This window comes from Streptomyces flavusporus (assembly GCF_046267975.1).
Classification (GTDB): domain Bacteria; phylum Actinomycetota; class Actinomycetes; order Streptomycetales; family Streptomycetaceae; genus Streptomyces; species Streptomyces flavusporus.
In genome coordinates, this window is sequence record NZ_CP176503.1 from 4,656,015 (window position 1) to 4,679,878 (window position 23,864).

General features: G+C 68.7%; 18 protein-coding genes and 3 pseudogenes. 3 read left to right on the top strand and 18 right to left on the bottom strand.

Features of this window, described 5'->3' with window-relative positions; all coding sequences use genetic code 11:
• The first annotated feature begins 46 nt into the window (after window positions 1-46).
• Window positions 47-664, top strand: a pseudogene (locus ACKTSN_RS22015) (TetR/AcrR family transcriptional regulator).
• On the opposite strand, the gene ACKTSN_RS22020 reads toward ACKTSN_RS22015, so the two are convergent.
• Genes ACKTSN_RS22020 through ACKTSN_RS22035 form a run of 4 tightly spaced genes read right to left on the bottom strand, consistent with a single transcriptional unit; the run spans window position 606 to window position 8,770 of the window.
• Window positions 606-3,872, bottom strand: a complete 3,267-nt coding sequence (locus ACKTSN_RS22020) for a type I restriction endonuclease subunit R (RefSeq protein WP_409470688.1) — start codon at window positions 3,870-3,872, stop codon at window positions 606-608. The pseudogene ACKTSN_RS22015 and the gene ACKTSN_RS22020 sit on opposite strands and share 59 nt — an antisense overlap.
• Window positions 3,869-4,972 (bottom strand): restriction endonuclease subunit S, encoded by a 1,104-nt coding sequence (locus tag ACKTSN_RS22025; protein WP_409470689.1) that lies wholly within the window; start codon window positions 4,970-4,972, stop codon window positions 3,869-3,871. The genes ACKTSN_RS22020 and ACKTSN_RS22025 overlap by 4 nt, the downstream gene beginning before the upstream one ends.
• Window positions 4,965-6,587 carry a type I restriction-modification system subunit M gene (locus tag ACKTSN_RS22030; RefSeq protein WP_409470690.1) on the bottom strand — a complete coding sequence of 541 codons (1,623 nt, stop codon included), beginning with the start codon at window positions 6,585-6,587 and terminating at the stop codon, window positions 4,965-4,967. The genes ACKTSN_RS22025 and ACKTSN_RS22030 overlap by 8 nt, the downstream gene beginning before the upstream one ends.
• Window positions 6,588-6,622: 35 nt before the next feature.
• Window positions 6,623-8,770, bottom strand: coding sequence for a hypothetical protein (locus ACKTSN_RS22035; RefSeq protein ID WP_409470691.1), 2,148 nt, complete (start codon window positions 8,768-8,770; stop codon window positions 6,623-6,625).
• Window positions 8,771-9,010: 240 nt separating this feature from the next.
• Between ACKTSN_RS22035 and ACKTSN_RS22040 the strand changes: the two genes are divergently transcribed.
• Complete coding sequence (locus tag ACKTSN_RS22040; protein WP_409470692.1) at window positions 9,011-9,592, top strand: hypothetical protein; 582 nt, start codon at window positions 9,011-9,013, stop codon at window positions 9,590-9,592.
• Window positions 9,593-9,727: 135 nt separating this feature from the next.
• Here ACKTSN_RS22040 and ACKTSN_RS22045 read toward each other — a convergent pair whose 3' ends face one another.
• The 12 genes and pseudogenes from ACKTSN_RS22045 to ACKTSN_RS22100 all read right to left on the bottom strand — a co-directional run bounded on the left by ACKTSN_RS22045 (window position 9,728) and on the right by ACKTSN_RS22100 (window position 21,400).
• On the bottom strand, window positions 9,728-9,886 hold the full coding sequence (locus ACKTSN_RS22045; protein ID WP_409470693.1) for a hypothetical protein: 159 nt from the start codon (window positions 9,884-9,886) through the stop codon (window positions 9,728-9,730).
• A gap of 358 nt (window positions 9,887-10,244) precedes the next feature.
• A complete protein-coding gene (gene kynU / locus ACKTSN_RS22050; protein ID WP_409470694.1) occupies window positions 10,245-11,432 on the bottom strand; it encodes a kynureninase in 1,188 nt (395 codons plus the stop codon).
• On the bottom strand, window positions 11,425-12,264 hold the full coding sequence (locus ACKTSN_RS22055; protein WP_409470695.1) for a tryptophan 2,3-dioxygenase family protein: 840 nt from the start codon (window positions 12,262-12,264) through the stop codon (window positions 11,425-11,427). The genes kynU and ACKTSN_RS22055 overlap by 8 nt, the downstream gene beginning before the upstream one ends.
• Before the next feature lie 147 nt (window positions 12,265-12,411).
• Window positions 12,412-12,567, bottom strand: a pseudogene (locus ACKTSN_RS22060) (DUF3151 family protein); the annotation flags it as partial.
• Window positions 12,568-12,894: 327 nt separating this feature from the next.
• On the bottom strand, window positions 12,895-14,490 hold the full coding sequence (locus tag ACKTSN_RS22065; protein ID WP_409470696.1) for a glycosyltransferase family 39 protein: 1,596 nt from the start codon (window positions 14,488-14,490) through the stop codon (window positions 12,895-12,897).
• Window positions 14,491-14,601: 111 nt separating this feature from the next.
• Entirely contained in the window at window positions 14,602-15,444 is an 843-nt protein-coding gene (locus tag ACKTSN_RS22070; protein WP_409470697.1) for a hypothetical protein, read from the bottom strand.
• A gap of 11 nt (window positions 15,445-15,455) precedes the next feature.
• Window positions 15,456-16,430 (bottom strand): hypothetical protein, encoded by a 975-nt coding sequence (locus tag ACKTSN_RS22075; RefSeq protein ID WP_409470698.1) that lies wholly within the window; start codon window positions 16,428-16,430, stop codon window positions 15,456-15,458.
• Window positions 16,427-17,188: an ABC transporter ATP-binding protein gene (locus tag ACKTSN_RS22080; RefSeq protein ID WP_409470699.1), complete on the bottom strand. Its 762-nt coding sequence runs from the start codon at window positions 17,186-17,188 to the stop codon at window positions 16,427-16,429. Before ACKTSN_RS22080 ends, ACKTSN_RS22075 begins: the two co-directional genes overlap by 4 nt.
• Before the next feature lie 21 nt (window positions 17,189-17,209).
• Window positions 17,210-17,635, bottom strand: coding sequence for a hypothetical protein (locus ACKTSN_RS22085; protein WP_409470700.1), 426 nt, complete (start codon window positions 17,633-17,635; stop codon window positions 17,210-17,212).
• A gap of 241 nt (window positions 17,636-17,876) precedes the next feature.
• Window positions 17,877-18,320, bottom strand: coding sequence for an NUDIX domain-containing protein (locus ACKTSN_RS22090; RefSeq protein ID WP_409470701.1), 444 nt, complete (start codon window positions 18,318-18,320; stop codon window positions 17,877-17,879).
• An 80-nt stretch (window positions 18,321-18,400) separates the two neighbouring features.
• Entirely contained in the window at window positions 18,401-19,687 is a 1,287-nt protein-coding gene (locus ACKTSN_RS22095) for an IS256 family transposase (protein WP_431197149.1), read from the bottom strand.
• Between the two features lie 264 nt (window positions 19,688-19,951).
• Window positions 19,952-21,400: a recombinase family protein gene (locus tag ACKTSN_RS22100; RefSeq protein ID WP_409470702.1), complete on the bottom strand. Its 1,449-nt coding sequence runs from the start codon at window positions 21,398-21,400 to the stop codon at window positions 19,952-19,954.
• Window positions 21,401-21,522: 122 nt separating this feature from the next.
• On the opposite strand from ACKTSN_RS22100, the gene ACKTSN_RS22105 reads away from it, so the two are divergent.
• Window positions 21,523-21,942, top strand: a complete 420-nt coding sequence (locus tag ACKTSN_RS22105; protein ID WP_409470703.1) for a DUF3151 domain-containing protein — start codon at window positions 21,523-21,525, stop codon at window positions 21,940-21,942.
• 78 nt (window positions 21,943-22,020) lie between these two features.
• Here ACKTSN_RS22105 and ACKTSN_RS22110 read toward each other — a convergent pair.
• Both ACKTSN_RS22110 and ACKTSN_RS22115 read right to left on the bottom strand, forming a co-directional pair.
• Window positions 22,021-22,296 (bottom strand): annotated as a pseudogene (locus ACKTSN_RS22110) (DUF3151 domain-containing protein); the annotation flags it as partial.
• Between the two features lie 57 nt (window positions 22,297-22,353).
• Window positions 22,354-23,826 carry an MFS transporter gene (locus ACKTSN_RS22115; RefSeq protein ID WP_409470704.1) on the bottom strand — a complete coding sequence of 491 codons (1,473 nt, stop codon included), beginning with the start codon at window positions 23,824-23,826 and terminating at the stop codon, window positions 22,354-22,356.
• Between the last annotated feature and the right edge of the window lie 38 nt (window positions 23,827-23,864).

Sequence of the window (23,864 nt, forward strand, 5' to 3'; positions counted from 1 at the left end):
GGCGGGGCGGCCGAACCGGGACCCATAGCACTCCAAGGAGGACGATATGTCCGCCGAACCCGGCACCGTACGTCCTGGAGGGCGTACCGCGCGTGTCCGTGCGTCCGTGCTGCGGGCGGCCGGAGATGTACTGGCGGAGCAGGGAATCGACCGCCTCGACCTCGCGGACGTCGCCCGGCGCGCGGAGGTCGGCAAGACGACCGTATACCGGCGCTGGGGCTGGTGGCCGATCTCCTCGCCGACATGGCCGAGCAGTCGTTACCGCGCACCGAGACCGGCTCGCTCCTCGGCGACCTACGGGCCAACGCTGCCCTCGTCCGACGGACCCTGACCGACCCCCGCCAGGGGGCGCTGTTCCGGGCGATCATCGCCGCGGCGACCTGCGACGCACGGACCGCCCAGGCGCTCGCGCGGTTCTACGAGGTGCGCGTCGCGGAATGGGCGCCGTGCGTCGAACAGGCCGTCGAGCGCGGGGAGCTGCCGAAGGGCACCGATGCGGCGGCGGTCGTACGGGCGGTCTCGGCGCCCCTGTACTACGAGCTGCTGACCGCCGGGGTACCCCCCGACGCCCCCAGCACCCCGCACAGCCGAAGCTGCAGTCCCCGTCAGTTGCCCGACGTGCCCTTCGTGGACCACTCGTTGGCGAAGTACTCCATCTGCTTGATGACCAGGTCGATGGCCGCCTTCTCCCGGTCCGGCGGGTAGTTGTTGCGGACCAGGAGTCGCTTGATGGCGCTGCGCAGCCGGGCACGGACCGTTTCGCGGGCGATCCAGTCCGGCTTCAGCTTGCTGCGGACCTCCGCGACCAGCTCACGGGCGATGCCGGCCAGCACCTCGTCGCCCATCAGCTCCCGTGCGGTGCCGTGGTCGGCCACCGCGTCGTAGAAGGCGAGCTCACGCCAGTCCAGCGGCGGATTGAAATTCTCTCCACGGCGGGCGTCTTCCATGACCTCCTTCGCCATCTCGACGAGCTTGGCGATGAGTTCGGCGCTCGTGTACTGCTGCCGCATGTACCGCACCATGAGGTCCTGGAGCCGCTCGGAGAACGTCGTACGGCGGACGATGTTGTGGCGCGTCACCTCTCGCATCTTCCGCTCGATTAGCCGCCGCAGCGCCTCCGCCGCCAGGTGCGGGGTCTCGCTGTTCTGCAGCTGCGCCACGAGCGCGTCATTGAGATGCGTCAGGTCAGCGGTCTCCAGGCCGGCCTCGGCGAACAGGTCCGTGACTCCGCCGGTCTCGACGACCGAGGACGTCAGCTGGGCGAGGTACAGCTCGACATCACGGGCGACCGGCAGGCCTCGGGCCTCGCGCTCCATCGCGTCGAGCTTGGCCATGTAGGCGCGGACCTCGACGAAGAACTGGATGTCGCGGCGCCAGGTCGGGTGGTCGGGGAAGCGCTCGCCGATGTTGTTGGCGCTGGCGGACAGCGCGTAGAAGCGCTCCAGGCGGTGGGCATGCTCTCGGTAGCGGCGACCGAGCGTCTGTCGGGGGTCGTCGAGCTTGTCGGGGTCGTTGCCCGGGGTGCGCGGATCCCTCAGGTATGCGGTGGCTTTACGTGCCGCGTCGATGAACGCCGTCTTGGTCGGCTGCGTCAGCCGCGTCCGCCAGTCGAGGCCGCGCAGCATGTCGTTGAGGATGTCGTACTCGTTGCGCAGTTCGTCCAGCGCCCGATCGAGATCCTGGCCGAGCGTGCGGTCCTGCTGGTCGGCGTCGGTGTACTCGGCGATCGCCCGCTGGAGGTTCTCGGTGAGCGGGGCGTATCCGACGAGCAGGCCGTCCTCCTTGCCGCGGAAGCGGCGGTTGACGCGGGCCAGGGCCTGCATCAGGTTGGCGCCCTTGAGCGGCCGGTCCAGGTACATCGTGTGGATCGGCGGAGCGTCGAAGCCGGTCAGCAGCATGTTGTTGACGATGAGGAGTTGCAGCTCGTCGTCGGGGTCCTTGGCACGGTTGATGACCGCCTTGCGCCGACTGTCGCTCAGGGCGTGCGCGAGCAGATGCTCTTTGTCCTTACGCGAGTTGGAGGAGAAGACGATCTTCATGGCACCCTTGTCGATCTCGTCGCTGTGCCAGTCGGGGCGCAGCTCGCGTAGGGCGTCGTAGACGCGAACGCAGATCTCACGGGTCGCGCACACGACCATCGCCTTGCCGGTGGCGCCGCCCTTCTCGGAGACGCCGACGAACGGCTGCATGGCAGCGCGCCGTGCCTCCCAGTGCGTAACGAGGTCCTGGACCAGATCCCTTATGCGGGCGGGGGCGCCGTACATGGCGTTCATGGTGGCGACGGCCTGTTCGACGCGTCGGCGCTCGGTGTCGTCGAGGCCGTCGGTGATGCGGTCGGCTTCTTCGTCGATCTTCGTGGGGTCGACGTCCTTGTCCAGTACGAGCTGGATGACGCGGCTCTCGTGGAAGACCTTGACGGTCGCGCCGTCGTCGGCGGCGCGCTTGAGGTCGTAGACGTCGATGTAGTCGCCGAACACCTCACGGGTGTTGCGCTCGGCCTCGGAGATCGGGGTTCCTGTGAAGGCGAGCAGCGTGGCGTGCGGGAGGGCGTCGCGCAGGTGGCGGGCGTAGCCGTCGAGGGAGTCGTAGTGGCTGCGGTGCGCCTCGTCGACGACGACCACGATGTTGCGGCGGTCGGAGAGAAGGGGGTGATCGGCTCCGGACTCCTTCTCCTCCTTGGTACGGCCGAACTTCTGGAGCGTGGTGAAGAGGATGCCGCCGACGCGCTTGGCGGCCAGTTCCTCGCGAAGCTCGGCACGGGTGAGGACCTGCTTGGGGGCCTCCGGGAGGATCTCGCTTTCCAGGAAGGTGGAGTAGAGCTGGTCGTCGAGGTCGGTGCGGTCGGTGATGACGACGACGGTGGGGTTGAGCAGTGCCGGGTCCCGCATCACCAGGGTGGTGGTGAGGACCATCTCCTCGGACTTGCCGGACCCCTGCGTGTGCCAGACGACACCGGCCCGCCCGTCGGTGGCAGCTGCCTCGCGTACGGCATCCGCGGCGCGCGTCACCGCGTGGTACTGGTGCGGCTTCGCGATGCGCTTCATCCGCTTGGCCGGGACGAAGTTGATGAACGACCGGATGAGGGTGAGGAGCCGCGGCTGGGTGAACAGGCCGTGCAGCGCCAGGTTCTGGCCTGAGTCCCATATGCCCTCGGCGTCGAGCAGGTCGACACGGGCGCCGAACTCGTCCGTGTTCCAAGGCGCGAAATGTTCGTACGGGGTGAAGGGTGTGCCGTACTTCGCGGTGATCCCATCGGAGATCAGGACCACGGAGTTGTAGCGGAAGGCGGTCGGGAACTCCGCCACGTACCGCGCGACCTGCGAGTGCGCGTCCTGAAGCGTGGCGTCCTCGTCGCCAGCCCGCTTCAGCTCCAGGACGGCGAGAGGGAGGCCGTTGACGTACAGGACGACGTCGAAGCGGCGGTTCTTCTCGCCGTCGATGACGGTGACCTGGTTGAGGGCGCGGTAGACGTTCGCGTCCGGGTCGTCGAGGTCAATGAGGCGGATGGTGGGGTTGTGCTCAGCGCCGAAGGAGTCGGTGTAGGTGACGGAGCGGATGCCGGCGATCAGGTAGCCGTGGGCGGTGCGGTTCTCCTCGTACGTGTCCTGCGAGGCCGGGGACGCCGCGACGCCGACAGCGTCCCGGACGGCGTCTGGCGGAAGCTCCGGGTTGAGCCGCTCGATCGCCTCACGGAGATCCGGGTAGAGGATCAGGTCGTCCCAGGACTTGCGGTGCCCGGAGCCGGGAGCGAACTCGTTGCCGGCGAACGGCTGCCAGGCGAGCTCGGCGAGTTCGTCGAGGGCGAGGAGTTCCCAGTCGGCCTCGTAGGGGCGGTGGTGGTCGGCTCTGTCGTTGTCTTCGGAGTGCATCATGCGTGGTCCTCGACCATCTTCTCGGCGTCCTTGACGCGGAGGCGGCCAGACATGAGCTGGGGGAGGAGGGTGTCGCGGAGGGCGGCGAGAGTCCGGCTCTCTCCGCGTGCCGAGGCCGCACGGTTACCCAGCGACCGAAGCCGAAGGCTGGTGTCGCCGAACTGACGGGGATCGACAACCTCCGTCGTCAGCACCTCCGCAGGACGCACCCGCTGGTGACTCTTCGAGGTACCCGTCACCTTCGAAACGAGCTCATCTCGGAACTCCTGTTGCGCAGCGACCGCCCACAGCTCGTGCGTTGTCAGCGTCCCGCGCGGAGCCAGGACCAGGAATTCGGTGGAAGCCAGCGACGGAACCGCCCTGTTCACCTCGGCGTTCCAGACCCTCGGAATGTCCGGATTTAGTTTTGAGAACAGCACAACCGGTTCGGTGATGGAGAACTTACTGCTCTTGATCGATTCCGGGGAGACACGCTCCGGCATCTTTCCCGCATCGAACGCCGGCAGACTGTAGTGGTCCACGCAACCATCGAGGATCTCCTGCGGGGAAACCTGGTTTTTCCGGAGGAAACAGAGGTCCCCCAGCGGGACACGCTTCGTCCAGAGGCTTCCGGACGAGAGGGATAGAGCCAGTTCCTCAGCAGTGTCGGCGATGCGCTTGTTGAGCCCGATCTTGTCGTCCAGGGCCCCGAGCACATCAGCGATCGCCTCCTGCTCGGCGAGCGGTGGAACCGAGACCGGAAGAGCATAGAAATCGGCGCGCGATGTCGACGGGATGGCCGAACCGGAATCCATGGAGTTGATGTCCAGGTTGACCATTGCGTAGTAGGCCCACCGCAGGCTCATGCGCTCCAGGGGACGCAGGTAGAATGCTGTGTCGATGACCCAGAAGTCCCTGGGGGAATAATGGACGCCTCGATAGGCTCCCTTACGGCCGACGATCACCCCTGGCCCTTCGGCCTGTCGGGTATGCGTCCATCCGACCGGTCCGTTGGTCCCGTAGACGGGAACATCGCCTGAGCCCTCCTGATAGCCACGAAGAGCCTTGCCGTACTCGAGGCTCGCCACCGCACCCCAGGTGGTTGTACGCCATTCAAACATCGACCCTCCCCAGCTGCGCGCGCACAGACTTCTCCAGCTCCGCCGACCTCGCGAAGAGCCCGTACAGTTCCTCCGTCAGCGTCGCGATCCTCGAGGCCGTGATCTCAGCGTCCTCCCCCGCAACTTCTGCGGTCCCCACGTACCGCCCTGGCGTCAGCACGTACTCGTGCTCCCGGACCTCCGCCAAAGCCACCGATCTACAGAGCCCGGCCTCGTCCTGGTAGGTGAGCCCCTCCTCACGCGCTGAGGCGGTTCCCCGCCATGCGTGATACGTCCCGGCGATCCTGGCAATGTCCCCCGCAGTCAGCACACGCTCGGTCCGGTCCACCATCTCGCCCATCCCCCGGGCGTCGATGAACAGGATCTCCCCGCGCCGGTCGTCCAACCGCCGTGCCCCCTGCGAGGACTTGTCCTTCGCCAAGAACCACAGGCACGCTGGGATCTGCGTCGTCCGGAACAGCTGCGACGGCAACGCCACCATGCACGCCACCAGGTCCGCCTCCACCAGCGCCTGCCGGATCTCCCCCTCGCCGCTCGACTGAGAGCTCATCGAGCCGTTCGCCAGCACAATGCCCGCCGTGCCCTTCTCCCCCAGCTTGGAGATCATGTGCTGGAGCCAGGCGTAGTTGGCGTTGTTCCTTGGCGGCACCCCGTACTTCCACCGAGGGTCGCCCTCGTCCCGCGCCCAGTCCTTGATGTTGAACGGCGGGTTGGCCATCACGAAGTCGGCCTTGAGGTCAGGGTGCTTGTCGTCGGCGAACGTGTCGCCCCACCGAGCGGCGAGGTTGCCGTCGATGCCGTGGATGGCCAGGTTCATCTTGCCCAGCCGCCACGTGCGCTCGTTCAACTCCTGGCCGTAGACCGCGATGTCGGCCTTGTGGCCCCGACCCCGGTGGGCCTCGATGAACTTGCTGGCCTGAACGAACATGCCGCCCGAGCCGCACGCCGGGTCGTACACCCTCCCCTCGTACGGCTCCAGGATCTCGACGATCAGCCGGACCACCGACTGCGGCGTATAGAACTCGCCGCCCCGCTTGCCCTCCGCGCGCGCGAAGTTGCCGAGGAAGTACTCATACACCTCACCCAGAACATCCTGCGCCGGCTTCTCCTCACTGCCGCCGAAGCGGGCATCGCTGATCAGGTCCACGAGTTCGGCCAGGCGCTTCTGGTCGACGTTGTCGCGGTTGAAAATCTTCGGCAGGACGCCGGTCAGCGACGCGTTCTCCCGCATAACCACGTCCATCGCCTCGTCGAGAAGCTTGCCCACGCCCTGGCTCTTGGCGTTCGCGGCGATCCACGACCAGCGGGCGGTCTCCGGCACCCAGAAGACGTGCGCACCGGTGTATTCGTCGCGGTCCTCCAGGAAGTCGTCGAGGCGGTCCTCAGCGATGCCGTCCTCGGCAAGCTCCTTGGCCAACTCGGTGCGGCGCTCCTCGAAGGCGTCGGAGACGTACTTGAGGAAGATCAGGCCGAGGACGAACTCCTTGTACTGCGCTGCGTCGATCGAGCCGCGCAGCTTGTCCGCGGCCTTCCACAGGATGGCCTGGATCTCCTTGGGCGTGGAGGCGCTGAACAACTCCGCCTGGTCGGTGGGCTTTTTCTTACGCGGAGGCATGGGGTGAACCGTCTCCTTCAGTCGTTGGTGCCGGGTCAGTCGGGAAGGTCAGGCAGGTCGGGAAGCGTCTGCATCGTCAACGTGCCGTCGGCGAACCCGTCGGCGGCGATGCGGGCCAGGTCATCGAGCGCGTCGCACTGCTCCCGAAGCAGCGCCGCCCGCCTGGCGATCTCGGCGAGCACGGCGTCGAACCGCTCGGCCTCCTCCCGAGCCAGGTCGGGGATGAGCAGATCCTCAACAGCCCGCGAGGCCCGCACCGCACCGCTGGTGCGCTCGTACTCGGAGGCCGCCGCCCGCAACAGCGCCGCCAGCACCCGTGCCCGTACCGGCGGATCGGCATCGGGATGTACGCGCAGGACCCGAGCTGGCGCCGCGACGACGGAGAGGCCCTCCTCATCGACGTACACGCCAAAACGCGGGTTGGCGGTGATGACGACGTCCCCGGGCTCCGTGAACCGGGCGTGCCCGTAAGCCGTAAGAAGAACGCCACGGTCGATACGGCGGCTGCCCGCCCGCACGTCGCCGAGGATCTCCTCCGGCGTGATCACCCGGTAATGCCCCTCGGCCGAAAGGTGCTCCCCGGCGATGCGGTGGCCGGGGAGCCGGCGCAGTCGGCGTTCCTTGAGGAGCCGGCGGACCGTCGTACGCCGGACGGGCTTGTCCTCGGGCCGCAGCACGGCCTGGACCCGCAACGCCGAGCGCAGGTCGGCCTGCGCGTGGGCCCGCTCGCCGAGATCCGCCAGGCGCTGCTCCAGGTCACCGATCAGAGCTGGACGTTCCATGACGCCACGGGTGTAGCGGGCCTCAACCGGCCGATGCTGCGGCGTGAACGCGGCACCGGGCCTGTCGTCGAGAATCTTGGCCGGGACGATCACCGCGTTGCGCGGTTCATGCCTGCGATCCCCACGCCACCCGGAGGCACGCCAGATGGCGATGTCCTCGGCGAGCGTGTCCAGCACGGGTTCGGTCAGGGGCTTCGCCGAGTAGTCGGCGAGGAGAACGAGACCCGCGCGTTCCGACTCCGCCGTACGGGAGAGCAGCCACACAGCCGTGCGGTAGCCGGGGCGGTACGGGAACGCCCCGTCGGGCAGGCTGATCGCGGCCTTGAGGAGGCCGTCATGGAGGAAGGACCGGCGCAGGCGGTCTGCGTCCCCGTGCCGGGGCAGCGGCCGTACGAGGACGTCGGCGGGGCCGAGGACGACGGCCGTGGAGCCGGTGTCGAGGTGGTCGGTGAGCGCCTGCACCCGCTCCAGCACGGCCCGCGCGTCACGCACCTCCCCCGCCTCGTACGGCAGGACGCACGCCAGCAGATCCGGATACCCCCAGTCCTCGACGGACAGGCCCTCGCCCTCGGTGACGTCGAGATGGAACTCGTACACCCCCCGTACGAGCATCCGGCGCCGCACCAGACGGACTCGGGCCGGGTCGGATTCGGCGGCGAGGTAGGTGTGTCCGGAGCCCTCGGGGGCGGCGGCGTGCAGGGCTGCGAGCAAGTCGCCCGCGCCGGCGTACGGCGTGGCGAGGACGGCCCCCTCCGCCAGAGCCCCCACCCCGGAGAGGGCGGCGAGCGCCCGGACCAGCGGCGAGGCGAGCTCGTCGACGGCCAGGTCGGTGGAGCCGAGGCGGCGACGGGCTTCCAGGACCCAGTCGAAGGCCTCGGCTGGGTTGTAGGCGGCCTCGGTCAGCTCATCGGCGAGGACAGCCAGCGCGGCGCCGGTGCGGTCCGGGTCGGGCACGGCGCGCAACTCGGCCAGCAAGAAGGTGTCCTCGGCGTCGAGCGTGGCGGCACGGTCCAGGAGGTCGTCCCAGTTCTGGCCGGAGACGGCGGCATCCAGCTGCTGGCGCAGGCAGATCAGGGCGGTCAGCGCCCCGACGAGTACGGGAGCGGGCAACGCGGGCGTACGCCAGGCGGCAAGGGTATGCAGCGCCAGTTCCGCGTGAAGTTGACCGCGGTCGGCGTTGCCACGGCCCGTGTCCGCCAGCCAGCCGACGATCTCCCGTGCGTCGAACAGGGGGCGCCCGTCCTCATGGGCGACGGGCGCGGGGAAGTCGGGGTGCCGCCGGCTCCAGGTGGTGGGTACGGGGCGTTGGACGCGCGCCAGGGCGGCGATCTCGGCGTAAGTGATACGCCAGGCCGGCAGGTCGGGCAGGATGAGGGACACCGCATCGAGAGCGGTACTCATCGGTCGTCACCCCCCTTCTCCCGCGTATCGGTGCTCGTGGCCCTGGGCGGAACACGTCAACGCCTGGACAGGTGGCAGAACCTTACCTTGCACGAGGAATGTGTGACCAAAGGTCCCTGATAAGGGGGGTTATCAGGCTCCTCAAGCAGAATCTCATCCGGATTGCGGCACCTTGATTCCCGCCAGCCGCACCGCCCCGGTGCGGACTACGGGACAACACGACGCACCGGAGGTTCCGCCATGACCGACACGCCCTCGACGCCGCCCGCCGCCGAGCCCCACGGCCCCGGTCAGGCCGCCGGGTGGGGCGCTGTACCTCCCCGGCCCCCGCAGGCCCCGACGGGCAAGCCGTCCCGTCGCAAGGCCTGGCTGACCCACGGTGTGACGGCACTGGTCGCCCTGGTCATCGGCGCCGCGACCGGCGGCGGAGACGAGTCCGGATCCGCCACGGACTCCGCGCGTCCCACCCCCGCCGTCACCGTCACCAAGACCGCCGACGCTCCGGCCCCGGAACCGGCGGTGACGGTCACCGAGAAGGTCACGGTGACGCCGAAGCCGGCCAAGGAGCCCGGACCGGCGGCCTCCGTGGAGGGAGACGGCATGTACCTCGTCGGCGAGGACATGAAGGCCGGCACGTACAAGACGGCCGGCCCGGCGGACAGCGTCATCCCCAACTGCTACTGGGCCCGCCTCAAGGACGCCTCCGGCGAGTTCGGCTCGATCATCGCCAATGACAACGCCCAGGGGCAGGCGCGCGTGACCGTGCGCAATGGCGAGTACTTCGAGACGTCCGGCTGCGCGACCTGGCAGAAGGTCGGCTGACAGGACGGCTCAGTCCCAGCCCCCTACGACCACCGCCGATGCGGGGCCTGGCACGGCCCTTCGGCACCACCACAACGGGGGTCGGCCCTCTTCCCGCGCCAGCCACAGCACGCAACCTCCTCAGTACGCGGCAGATCACAGGAGCCAGACCATGTCCCACGCTCGGGAGCAGCCCGCCTCATCGAGGTCAACCACACGCTGCCCGCTCCCGCCGTCCACCTCTACCTGGTCCTCGGTGAACCGCCCGCCGATGCGTGGACGGTCGACGCCGTCCACGACGTGTTCGGCGTCCACATCGTCTGGCGCACCCCGACGGGCTGGGACGGCAGAAACGGGGACGCCGCCTTGGGCACCGATCGGGCATAAACCTTCGTCGACTGTGGTACGTCCAGGCCGGGGTACGCGGCGAGGGTGCGGACCTCGTGGGTTTCGCCCCCGCCGCCCCTACCCATCCCATTCGCAGGGGCCATGCCCCCCTGGCCCCCCGGCGGGGCTCCGCCCCTGCATCCGACACTGTCGGCCAATCCCGCGTGGCGAGGGCCAAGTGTGCGCTCAGTCTCAGCGACACGCCGCGGGCACGACGCGTCGTTGAGCCTCGAACAACGGTTGTCGGCCGTCGGCCACAGGCCAGTGCCCGCCCGGTGCCGAGCCGCTACCCCGCCGTCACATCCCCCAGCACCCGCGCCGCCCGCTCCACATCCGCGAACCCCACATACAGCGGCGTGAAGCCGAAGCGCAGCACATCCGGAGCGCGGAAGTCGCCGACCACGCCCCGCCCGATGAGCCGCTTCATCACGTCCCCGGCGTCATCGCACCGCAGGGCCACCTGGCTTCCGCGCTCCGCGTGGGCCACCGGAGTCACCGACTCCACGCGCCCCTCCCCTGCATACGCCCCGACGCACTCCAGGAAGAAGTCCGTCAACGCGAGGGACTTGGCCCGCACCGCCTCGATCGACACGCCCTCCCAGACCTCCAGCGCCGCCTCCAGGGCCAGCATGGAGAGGATGTCCGGCGTGCCGACGCGACCGCGCAGTGCGCCCGCCGCCGGTTCGAAGTCGCTCCGCATGCCGAAGGGGTCGGCGTGGGAGTTCCAGCCGGGGAGCGGGGAGTCGAAGCGGTCCTGCAGCTCTCGGCGCACGTACAGGTACGCCGGTGAACCCGGGCCGCCGTTCAGGTACTTGTACGTACAGCCGACCGCCAGGTCGACCCCGTGCTCGTCCAGCCCCACCGGCAGCGCGCCCGCGCTGTGGCACAGGTCCCAGACCGCCACCGCGCCCGCCGCGTGCACGGCGGCCGTCAGGCCGGGGAGGTCGTGCAGGCGGCCCGTCCGGTAGTCCACGTGGTTCAGCAGCACCGCGGCCGTACGGCCGGACAGCACACCGGGCACCTCCGCCGGCACCACCGGCCGCAGCGTGCAGCCCGTCATCCGGGCCGCCGACTCGGCGATGTACCCGTCCGTCGGGAAGGTCGTCGCGTCGACGACGATCTCGTCCCGCCCGGCGCCCGCCATCCGCACCGCCGCCACCAGGGCCTTGAACACGTTCACGCTCGTGGAGTCACCCACCACGATCTGCCCGGGCGCCGCCCCCACCAGCGGAGCGATCCGGTCGCCGATCCGTTCGGGCGCCGTCCACCAGCCGCTCTCCTCCCAGGACCGGATGCGCAGCTCACCCCACTGGCGGCGGACCACGTCGTCGACCCGGCCCGGCACGGACACCGGAAGCGCGCCCAGCGAGTTGCCGTCCAGGTAGACAACCTCGTCGAGGACGAACCGCTCACGCAGTACGGCCAGTTCGTCCACCGCGTCCAGTTTCTCCGCCTTGACGGCCAGTTCAGACATGGGACCTCGCCGTCCACAGCTCGGGGAAAACGTTCTTCTGCGCGCGCTTCTCCAGCCAGGCCACCCCGGCGGAACCGCCCGTTCCGGGCTTCGCGCCCATCGCCCTGCGCGTGGCGACCAGGTGGTCGTTCCGCCAGCGCCACACCAGCTCGGCGACGTCGGTCAACGCCTCGCCCAGCCGGGCGACTTCGTCACCGGGATCTCCCGAGTAGACGGCCGTCCAGGCCGCCTCGACCTCGGGTGACGCCTCGTACCGCTGCGACACGTCACGCATCAGCACGGAGTCCGGGATCGCGTGGCCGCGCCGCGCGAGCAGGCGCAGCACCTCGTCGTACAGGCTGGGCTCGTGCAGCGCCTTCTCCAGTTCGGCGTGCACGCGCGGGGCGCCCCGGTGCGGGACCAGCATGGACGCGGACTTCTCACCGAGCAGGAACTCCATACGGCGGTACATCGCCGACTGGAAACCGGAGCCCTCGCCGAGCGCGGAGCGGTACGAGTTGAACTGGGCCGGCGTGAGGTGCGCAAGCGGTTTCCATGAGGCGTTCAGCGCCTCCAGCTCCCGTACGGAACGCTTCAGCGCGTCCATCGCCACCGGCACCCGGTCCTCGCGGAGCGCCTTCGCGGCGGTTTCCCACTCATGGACGATGACGGTGAACCACAGCTCCATCACCTGGGTCGTGACCAGGAAGACCATCTCTCCGGGATCATCGGAGAGGGTGTGCTGGAGGTGGGTGAGCACGTCCGCCTTGACGTAGTCCTCGTACGGCGTCGTGCCCTGGAAATCGAGATGCGGGGTCTCGGGCTCGTTCGTCTGGTGAGCCTCTTGGGACATCGCTGTCTCCTGTTGTACTCCGGGTAGCGGTCCGCCCCTGCCGTTACCGACACGGGGGCCCCGGTCCCCACCCGCATCCTCAGGGATCGCCCGGGGGCCTCGCAAGGCCCGCCTGGTCACACCCGGCGGGCCCGCGACCGGCATGGCCTAGCCCAACGTCTGCGCCGCCGTCGGCGAGGAGTCCTTCAGGAACTGTGTGCAGCGCTCGTACTCCTCCTGCTCACCGATCGCCCCCGCCGCCCGGGCGAGCGCGTGCAGGGCGCGCAGGAAGCCGCGGTTCGGCTCATGCTCCCAGGAGAATGGCAGAAGATGTACCCGAGAGTGGGAGGGAATCACGACATGACCGAGCAGGAGTGGCTGGACAGCCTCGCGACCCAGTTGCCGGAGCGGAGCCTGGAATGGGTGGTGGACCTTGCCAGGATCTGCTCCACGGAGTGGACGGGCGACAAACCCCCGACAGGGGAGGCTTTCGATCCCACCGCCGCTCTCCATGATGGCGACGATTCGACGCGCAGCAGCGAATCGGCCAGGTTTCAGGTCCCTCCCAAACCGACGGAATCTGAACCTGCGGCCTCTCCGGTGAGGTCCGGGTCAAGATCGGACTCCACCAAACTCGGGGCGGCTCAGTCGTCAGCGCAGCGTGACAACCGTGGCCGCGCCGAGTGAACCCTGGGTCGGGATCCTGCGGACAAGGGTCTCTCGGTCACCGATCAACTGCTTCAGCCCCGCCGCACTGGGCTGCAGCCGACCCCGCTCAAAGAGGAGCAGGCTGACTTCGGTGCCCCCAGGCACATGCATCCTCCTGTACTGGGCGAAGGTGACGGCATCGCACCCCGAATACCAACCGACTTCCGGCTCGTAGCCGGTGACCAGCAGACACGGTCCGGACGAGGAAAGCTGCCGGGCGACCGGTACGGTCGAGTCGCTCAGACGGTCGGGGCCCGGCATCGCGCCGTGCGCGACTACCTGGGCTGTTCCTAGCACAGTGACGGCGGCGAGCGCGGCGAATCCGGCGAGTGTGGGCGCGGCCCACCGGCCCGCCACGTCGGCCACTGTCTGAACGCCGAGCACGGTGAGAAGGACGACGGACAGGTAGACGAAGCGCGGTTCCCCGTCGGTGGCGATGCCGAGAATGACGAAGACGAGCAGGGCCGTCGTCCCCAGAAACACGTGTCGGCGTTCGGCCATCCGCAGCGCGTGTCCGCCCGGCCGACGGCTGCGCAGAAGTCGCCGTACGGCGGTGACGGTGGCGAAGACTCCGGCGGCCATGACGACCGCGCCCAGGTCTCCGGCCAGTCGATACGGAAAGATCGCCAGGTAGTAGAGGAGTCCGTCACCCACGAAGAGGCGATTGGCTTGCTTGGTCGCCGAGAAGATGAGGCCGAGCGGCCAGCCCGTGACCTTCGTGGCGTAGACCAAGTGCGGACTCAGGCCAACGAGAAGGACGGTGGCGGCGACACCGAGATGCCGGCCCCGTGCGGTCCAGGCCCGTGGACCGTAAGCGAGCAGTGCCGCGAGACCGATTGCGGCGAGGTTCCCCACCACCCCGTATCGCAGGTAGAAGGCGGCCAGCACGACGAAGGGCAGAGCCAGCAGCGCGGGCGAGTCCGGCTTCTCCTGAGCGCGGACGAGCAGGAAGACGACCAGGAGCAGGAGCCCGGTGGTACCTATGTCGTTGAGGAACTCGGGGACCCGGCGCAGGAACCCGAGTCCGCTGAGGACGAGGAGCATCGCCACAACGGCCCGCCGAGGTGTCGTCCAGGCGGCCGCGACCAGGTATGTGGTCGTGAGTGTGAACAGCGCCAGGATTAGGGCCACGACTCGCAGAGCGCCCGCGTCATCGTGCAGGGCGAGAGCCAGTCCGCCGAGCGCGGGAAGACCGACCGGCCGATACGTACCCCAGCCGGCATCGGGCGTCCCGTCCAGCCAGGACCGGGCTTTGTTGGCGTAGACAGCCTCCTCGTGGCCAAGGTGCGGCTCGTAGTCCTGCAGCACGGCCCACACCGCGGCGGTCAGGGCCAGCACACCGAGGACGAGCACCCACACGTGGACACGCCGTAGCCGGTCCACGCCGTGGAGCCAGGCAGACGGAACCTCGGCCTGGCTCCACCAGAGACGGGCCAGCAACCAGGCCGGGGTCGCGACCAGCAGGTACGGCCACGGCTGCCAGCCGGGCAGCCAGTCACCGAAGCCGGCGATCAGCAGCACCTGCTGGAGGCAGGCCAACGCCGTAAAGGCGACAGCAACGACGAAAGCTCCTCGCCGGGTTGCCGCTGCCCGCGAACCTATGCACATCTGAACTGACTCGTTTCCCTGCTGACGCGACGCCCCGGACTCTCACGTGCGAGGTGACAGCGACCTCTCCGTACGCAGGGACAGCCATGTCACCAGTAACAGGGAGCCGGCCAGAGTAGAGAGTACGACCAGTGCCGTACTGGTGTTCGGCGCCCCAGGCGTGGAGCTCCACCAGTAGAGACTCCACTGCGCGCCATCGGGGAGCTCCATCCAGGCGGCGATCCAGTAATGCGGCACCCAGACGCGGAATTCCGTGGTCACGAGCGGCAATGTGACCAAGAGTGGACCCGCTCCCAGGACGGCGGCGGCGATCACGGCTCGCGCGACGGCGGCCCCGCTCGCAGTGAGCGTCGCGAAGAACGACAGCACAAGCAGAGCCTTGGCGCAGGTCTCCAGTGCCTCACCCCAGCCAGGAACGGCAGTTGCCATGTCCGCAGGCTGCGACCCGCCCGGAGGCTGTATGGAGTGACTCGTTCTGAAGGCGGCCCAGAGTGCCACCGCGGTCACAGCCATGCTGACCACCGCGAAGAACAACACGACCACGATCTTGCGTACCACCAGCAGCCAGACGCGCCCCTGGTAGAGACGCACCAGCGGCCATGTTCCGCTTTCCAGGCCCTCGGCCAGCACGACCCCGCACAGCAGCGCGACGAATACCAGCCCGAGCAGGGAGGAGTGGTGCCACGCGGCCGCCTGCAACGCCCCGGTCGGAGTGGCCAGGGCGGTGATGCTCGCGTCGAGGCCGTTCGGCCCGTGCTGAACGCCGTCGAGGTACGAGAAGACCGCACGCACCGCGGCGGCGACAGCGAGCAGGACGGACAGTACGGCCGCCGGCTGGGCCGCCAGTCGTACTTCCGCGCGCAGTGGGGCGATGATCCGTCTCATGGTGCCGCCCCTCACACCAGATCACGCGGACGGGTGCGCCAGCCCTGCCACAACGCCACGCAGAGCAGCGCGACCCAGGGCAGGGCCCGCACGGCAGCGGGAGCAGGAGCGGCCGAGCCAACCGCCGAGGTCAATAGGTGGTCGTGGACGTTCAGCCCGGGCGACAGACCCATCCCGTCGGCCAGGACCGGACCGGGCAGCCACGCCGTGACAGGCCAGGCGGCGACAGCCAGGACCAGCACCCCGACGAGGACCGTGCGCAGCGGCAACCGCACGACTGCCGCCAGCCCGACGGCGGCCACGCAGGCCACGCCCAGCACCAGCAGGCCGATGCCGCCCCGCTGCAGTGTGTAGGCCGAGACCTCGTCCGACGCGACCATGCGGTGGAGCGGGAAGGCGCGACGCGTGTGCATCACAGCCAAGAGCCAGACACCTGCCGACGTCACCGCGGCCGCCAGCAAGGACCACAGCCAGAGCACTGCGGCCTTGGCGGACAGCAGTCGCCACAGTCGCTGTTCCTGCAGAAGCAGCGGCACCGCTGTACCGCGAGACCACTCACCGGCGGTGAAGAAAGCGGCGAGGACCAGAACGGAGAGCAAGCCGGGTGCGGTGGCGAGCCAGCCGAACGTCCAGCCGACGGCACCGAGAGGGTGCTGAGCGAATGCCATTTGCTCAGCGGTAGCCGTGAATCCGACCTCGATGTTCACGTATGCCGCGCGCGCGCGATCCAGGCCGTCCAGGCAGTCCTTGAGGAACACGTCGGCGGGGACGTCCGGCGGGAGGTTCGCCGTATCCTCCGCGCAATTCTCCGGAGTCAGCTTCGTGAGACCGATTCGCACGTTCTGCAGGTTGTTGTGCGCGACGCGCTGCGTGTTGAGCGTCTGGAGAGTGATGCCGACGGCCAACAGGAGAAGCATGGCCAAGGGGAGGAGGCGGGGCAGTGTGCGGCGCAGTTCGCAGCCGAGCAGACGCAGCCAGGACTTCATGCGGCTCCGGCCCCGTTCTCCTGGACGGAGGTGCGGACATCGCTCCGCTGCTGGGCGAAGAACCAGTCCTCCAGGTCCTGCTGTCCGTCCGCCGCGCCGAGACCGAGCTGCTCGACCGTCCCTGACGCGCTCACCACGCCCTGCGAGATCATGACGATGCTGTCGCACAGCCGGGCGATCTCGTCCAGCTGATGGCTGGAGATGAGGATGCCCGCGCCACGGGCGGTCTCTTCGGCGATGATGCCGCGTATGAGGCGCACGCCCGCAGGATCGAGGCCGTTGGTCGGCTCGTCGAGGATCAGCAGGTCGGGTTCCTTCATCAGGGCGGCGGCGATCGCCAGCCGCTGGCGCATTCCTTGCGAGTACGTCCGGACTCGGCGCCTCGCGGCATCCGCCAGGCCGACGCGTTCCAGCGCACGGTCGGCACGACCCTCGTCGGGCAGGCCCGCGGTGTCCAGGAGTACGCGGAGCATGCCGCGTCCGGTCATCCACCGGTAGAAGGCAGGGGCGTCCAGGGCGGCGCCGACACGCGCCAGTACGGGGGGACGCATCGGCAGCGAGTGTCCGAGGACCTGCACCTCACCTGCGGTGGGGGCGACAAGGCCGGTGGATATACGCATGAGGGTGGTCTTGCCTGCCCCGTTGAGGCCGAGGAGGCCGGTCACTTGACCGGCCTCCACGCTCAGGGACACGCCGTCCAGCACGGTGCGCTTACCGTACGTCTTGACCACACCGCGGCATGAGAGAACGGGTGTCATGAGAGGTTCCTTGTCAGGAGATCAGGAGGTGACGCGGTAGACCTGGAGGGTGAGCTCGTCGACCACGCCGCCGGGGCCCGGGGTGGAGTTGACGTCGGCGTAGTAGTAGCCGTTGCCCTTGCCGGTGTAGCTCTTGGTGTACGCGACGTTGTCGCACGACCAGTCCCGCCAGGCGGTCCACTCGTCGAAGCCGGTCACGGACTTCATGAAGTCGTAGGAGATACGGCCCGAGTACCGCGACTGGCACTGCGTCTGGGTGATGTACTGCGTGTTGGTGCCGACCGCATACCAGTTGGACGTCTCGTCTCCCGGAACGGCCGAAGCGAGGTAGCGGTAGGACGTGCTCCAGGTCGCCGCGGAGGCGGTGCCCGCGGCAGCGCCGACCGCGAGAGCAGCAAGCAGAGTGGTGACGCCTGCGCGACGTATGCGGACAGAGTTGAGGCTCATGACACTTCAGAGTGTGACCCCGTCGCCTGATCGGAGAGGGGTGGCCAACGCGATGCAGCCAACGGGCTGCTGCGTGATCATGGAGCTTGGCTATCGCGAGTGTCAATTGACCTGGGATCTTTCCCGGGAAAGGTCCGTTGTGATCGCGATACGGCACGACTGCCCGGCTTGTGACAGAGCGTCATGTTCGGTTCCGACCCGGACAGGGGAGCGGGAACGGTGCCGGTGATCAGATGAGTGTCTACGTCCAGCCGTCCAGAGATACCTGTGGCCCGCCGTAGAAGTAGCGGTGGAGGGCGCTGGCGGTGGTGTCGACGAACTCATCGGGGATGGCGCCAGCGTCGATCCAGCAGACCTGGGAGTGCTTGCGGGGCTCGCGGTTTTCGGGTTCGCCGGTCCATTCGTGGGCGGCGAAGACGACGGTGAGGAAGCCGTTGGGGGCTTCAACGCCCCAGGCGCCGTGGATGATGTGGGCGACCTTGAGGGACTCGGGCTTCACGGTGAGGCCGGTCTCCTCGTAGAGCTCGCGGACGGCGGTCTCGGTGATGGGCTCGCCGGGTTCACTCTTGCCGACGGGGAGGTCCCACATGCTCTGGGCGAACTTGGCGTTCTCGCTGCGTTGGAGGAGGACGACGCGGTTGGTGGCCTGGTCGTGGACGATGACGGCGGCGACCAGCAGGGTCATGGATTCCAGGGCCGGCTTGAGGGCCTTCGGCTGGTCGGTGGGTCTGTCCAGTGAACGGTGTTTCTGGAGTTGTTAGGGGTTCAGCGGCGGGCGGCGGAGAGCCTGCCGTCGAAGGTGATCTCGAAGGCGTTGAGTGCGGCCTTCCATCGTTGTGACCAGCGTTTGCGCCCCTGCCCTGTGGGGTCCAGGCTCATGATGGCCATGTAGACGCACTTGATCGCTGCCTGCTCGTTCGGGAAATGTCCGCGCGAGCGGACGGCCTTGCGGATCCGCGCGTTGACCGACTCGATGGCGTTCGTCGTGCAGACAACTCGCCTTATTTCGGCGTCGAATTGAAGGAAGGGCACGAACTCGGCCCAGGCGTTCTCCCACAGCCTCACGATCGCCGGGTACTTCTTGCCCCATGTCTCGCAGAACTCCAGGAACCGCTCCTCCGCGACGTCCTGGGTCGGGGCGGTGTAGACGGGCCTGAGCGCCTTCGAGATCTTGTCCCAGTCCTGCCGAGCCGCGTAACGGAACGAGGCCCGCAGCAGGTGAACGACACAAGTCTGCGTGATCGCCTGGGGCCAGACCGCCCCGATCGCGTCCGGGAGGCCCTTCAGGCCGTCGCAGACGACCATGCAGACGTCGTCAACCCCGCGGTTCTTGATCTCGGTCAGCACCTGGAGCCAGTACTTGGCGCCCTCACCGCCGTCGCCGGCCCACAGGCCCAAGATCTCGCGGGTGCCCTCGACGGTGACCGCGAGCACGACGTAGACCGGCCGATTCGCGACCTGACCGCCCCTCAACTTCACGTACACACAGTCGATGAACAAGACCGGATAGACCGAGTCGAGCGGCCGGTTCTGCCATTCGTGCATGCCGTCGATCACCTTGTCAGTGATCGTGGAGACGGTGGCCTTGGAGACCTCGGCGCCATAGACCTCCGCCAGGTGGGCGGAGATCTCCCCGTGGGTCAGGCCGCGGGCGGACAGCGAGAGCACCATCTCGTCGACACCGGACAGTCGGCGCTGCCGCTTCTTGACGATCTGTGGCTCGAAGGAGCCCGCCCGGTCCCGGGGGACCTCGATCTCGACCGGCCCGACCTCGGTCACCACCGTCTTCGCCCGGGTGCCGTTGCGGGTGTTGCCATCGGCGGCCTTCTCGTGCTTCTCGTGCCCGAGGTGGTCGGTGATCTCGCCTTCGAGGGCGGACTCGAGGATCCTCTTCGTCAGCTGCTGCAACAGCCCGCCCTGGCCGGTCAGTTTGATCCCGTCGACCTTCGCCCGGTCGACCAGCTGACCGATCAACCGGTCATCCAGAGCGTCCGGTGCCCCGGCGGACTTCACTTCCTCGACGGCCTCAGCCGAGACGATCACGTCTGTCATCAGGTGTTACTTCCTGTTCGAAGATCCACCGTTGACCGTACAGACCCTGTCCCACCACTCCGTTCCCGCCCAACCGGCGGCAACAGTGGCGCGGCACGGGAGGCCGGGCTCTTTGACTGAGGACGAATGGCTGCGCCGCGTGGAAGCTCAGCTCCCTGACCGGGACGAGGAGTGGGTCGAGGATCTGCTCCGCATCTTCGGCATAGACCGGTCTTGAACGAACGAAGCCGGGCCCCAACTGTCATGGGGGCCCGGCTTCGTTCGTCACCTGAGCACCGGCTCGATGTCCACCGGGTCGAAGATCGGCCCGTTGGACGAGGGCTTGATGATCACCGCGCGGAAGACCTTGAGGACGGCGGCGCGCTGCTGCTCGATCGTCAGCTTCTCCCACCGCTCCCGGATGTCGACGGGGCCGGCCGCGAACGTCGCGGCCTCGGCGCGGTGCAGGGCCCGCTCCCGCTGCAGTTCCGCGATCTGCTTCTCTAGGTCCTCGGTGAGAGCGATATAGCGGGCGGCTGACATGCGCTTCTCCTGCCACGCCTGCTTGAACTCGGCCATGTCCCGTTCCAAGGAGGCAAGCTGCTCCTCCTTGGTCCATTCCGGCGCGCGCTCACGGACGTTCGCGAGCGCCTTGTCCGAGCTGAGGAACACGGCCTTCCTGATGAGGCGGTCGACCGGTTCGCCCGCCCTGGCCACTCCCCCGCATCCCCCGTCGTTCTTGCCGGGACACGCGTACCTGAACTGCGATGACGTCTTCGACTTCCGGTACGACGGGAAAGCCCGCATCTTCGCGCCACACCTTCCGCACCGGGCGATGCCGGAGAGCAGGTACTTGGTGGCGTAGTCCCGTACCTCCCGCCCCTCCGACTCCCGCCGGATCTTCTCCGTGAGCAGGTACCAGTCGTCGGGGGTGATGATCGGCTCCCAGTCGCCGACTACGGGCTCACCGCGTTCGTCCAGGAACAGCTCTCCCTGATGCATCCGGTAGCCGCAGATCCGCGGGTTCATCAGCATGCGCTTGATCTTGGAGTCGTCGAAGAAGCCTCCACTGTGCGACCTGACCCCCTTGTCCCGCCAGTCACGTGCGATCGACGCCCACCGGATGCCGCCCAGGAAGTCCTTCACCGCCGTGCGGAGGTGGTCGGCCTCTTCGGGGACCAGCGTCCTGCGGTCCTCGCGGTTCCACCCGTACGGTGCCCGGCCGCCGGGGAGCCTGCCCTGCGTCGCCAGCTCCAGGTGCTTGCGCTTCGTGCGCCGCGAGGTGTCCGCCGAGGACTTGTTGGCGATGGTGACCTTGATCCGTGCGATGAACCGGCCGTTCTCCGTGGAGAGGTCGATGTCCGATGCCGAGACGGAGTCGAAGACAAGGTGGCGCTTCCCGCGCTCGGCGTCCTCGTACTCGTCGATCCACGCCTCCAGTTCGCGCGGCTGGCGCGTGAAGCGGTCGATGTCCCAGGCGACGACCCCGTCGATCCGCCCGGCCTTCAGGTCTTCCAGCATCTGCCGGAACTCGGGGCGCACCGTCTTGCGCTTGTACGCGGAGAGATCGTTGTCCTCGTAGACCTTGGCGACCTCCCATCCCCGGGCAGCGCAGTGCAGTCGGCAGTCCTCCTCCTGCCGCGCGACACCCAGCCCCTCGGCCTCGTCGTCCTTGCTGATCCGGGTGTAGATGCCCACCTGTATGGCCCCGGAGGACCCCCGTCGTGCCGCCATGCGCCGGATCGTCGCATATCGCTATCGGTCACATCAAGCGCCGATCTCATCTCCACTTGACCCGCGGCCGATTTTCCTCGTGGGCATCCCGGACCCTGGTCCCCGAGTGGCAGACTGCTTCCATGACGACGCACAAGAACCTGCTCGGCGGCCCGGAGCCGACGTACCTGCCTGAGAACGAAGAGGCGTACCGCCTCCTGGGTGAGGAGTCCAGGCCGCCGGCCGAAGTGGTGGCGAAGGATCCCACGTTCTCGCTCGCCTGGGCGATGCTCGCCGACGACGCCTTCGAGGCGGGGCGGGTGGTCGAGTCGTACGCGTACGCGCGCACCGGCTATCACCGCGGTCTGGACGCGCTGCGCCGGGCCGGGTGGAAGGGACATGGCCCCATCCCTTGGGACCACCGGGCCAATCGCGGGTTCCTGCGTTGCCTCGCCGCCCTCGCTCGCGCCGCCGGCGAGATCAACGAGAAGGACGAGACGGAGCGGTGCTGGCAGTTCCTCAAGGACAGCAGCGCCGAGGCGTACACCGAGCTGAAGCGGTAGTCACCACCGCTGAGACGTCTGTGCCGCCGTCACTCAGACAGCGGCGGCGGCACGGAATGCACGATCACATGTAGCGCCGTGCTCCCAGGGCACGGGGCCGTGGCCCTTCCAGCCGCTGCGGCGCAGCGCGTCCAGTCCCCGGTGGTAGCCCGTACGGGCATAGGCGTACGACTCCACGACGCTGCCCCGCTCGAACGCCTCGTCGGCCAGCTGGGCCCAGGCCAGCGAGGACGTCGGGTACTGCGCCGCGACTTCGGCGGGCGCGGAACCGTTCGCGAGCAGCTCGCGCGGCTCCGGGTCGTCGGGGAGGTGGGTCGGGGGCGGTCCCCCGAGGAGGTTCTCGTGAATCGTCATGGGTCCAGTCTGGTGCATCCCGGTCGACCGGGAACCGTGACGGTGGGCTTACGGGCTCTACGAGGCGATCGACCCGGGTTCCGGCTGCGGCGGCCGCTCCAGCGGCGGGCTCACCACATGGCCGTGCATGCGGCACTCGGGGCGCGTGCAGTCCGGGGCCGGCCGTCGTACGAACGCGAAGGCGATGACCGCACCCGCCACCAGCACCACCGCGCACAGCGGCATCGCGCGCCGGAACGCGGCGTTGAAGGCGTCCGCCGAGCGGTACGCCTCCGGTCCCATCCCCGCGAGCAGCGGCAGCGCGGCGACCGCGAGCAGGCCCGCCGCCCGGGCGGCGGCGTTGTTGATGCCGCTGGCCAAGCCCGCGCGTGCGGCGTCGACGGAGCCCATGACGGTGGCGGTCAGCGGGGCGACCAGGGTGACCATGCCGAGGCCCAGTACCAGCAGCGCGGGCAGGACGTCCATCACGTACGAGGCGTCGGGGCCCACCCGCAGCATCAGCAGCACCCCGGCCGCACACAGCAGCGGGCCGACGGTGAGCGGGATGCGCGGGCCGATGAGCTCCCCCAGCTGGCCGGAGCGGGCGGAGAACAGCAGCATCAGGACGGTCGTCGGCAGCAGGGCCGTACCGGCGGCGAGGGCCGAGTAGCCGGACACGACCTGGAGCTGGAGCGCGGCGAGGAAGAAGAAGCCGCCGAAGGCCGCGTACACACACAGGGTGACCAGGTTGACCGCCGTGAACTGGCGGGACCGGAAGATGTCCAGCGGCATCATCGGGTCCGGGCGGCGCTTCTCGACGTAGCCGAAGGCGATGCCGGCCGCGACGCCCCCGACGGCCGTCAGAGCGACGGCCACGGAGCCCTCCTGGGCCTCGATCAGCGCGTACGTCACGAGGGCGAGCGCCAGAGCGCCCAGCGCCGCGCCGAGCACGTCGAAGCGTCCGTGACTCTTGCCGTCGGCGGACTCGGGGACGTGCCGTAGAGCGACGGGGATGCAGACCAGCGCGAGCGGGACGTTGAGCAGGAAGACCCACCGCCAGCCCGGCCCGTCCACCAGCCAGCCGCCGACGAACGGCCCGACGGCGGCCCCGATGCCCCCGAACCCCGACCACAGCCCGACGGCCCGGCCCCGGTCGTCGGGATGGAAGGAGGCCTGGATGAGGGCGAGCGACCCCGGCGTGAGCAGCGCGCCGCCCATGCCCTGGAGGGCGCGGGCGGCGATGAGGACCTCGGCGCCCGGTGCGAGGCCGCACAACAGGGAGGCCGCCGCGAACCACACCACACCGACGACGAAGACCTTCCGGCGGCCGTAGTGGTCGCCGAGCGAACCGCCCAGCAGGATCAGCCCGGCCAGCGTCAGCATGTACGCGTTGACCGTCCACTGGAGAGCGGCGAGGTCGGCGTCCAGGTCGCGGCCGATGCGGGGCAGGGCGACGTTGACGACGGTCGAGTCCAGCATGGCCATGCTGGAGCCGAGCACCGTGGTGAGCAGGATCCACTTCCCCTGCGGGGAGGCCAGCCGTACAGCCACTGGGAATCACCCCTCCGCCCAACCGCGGGCAGTCGTGC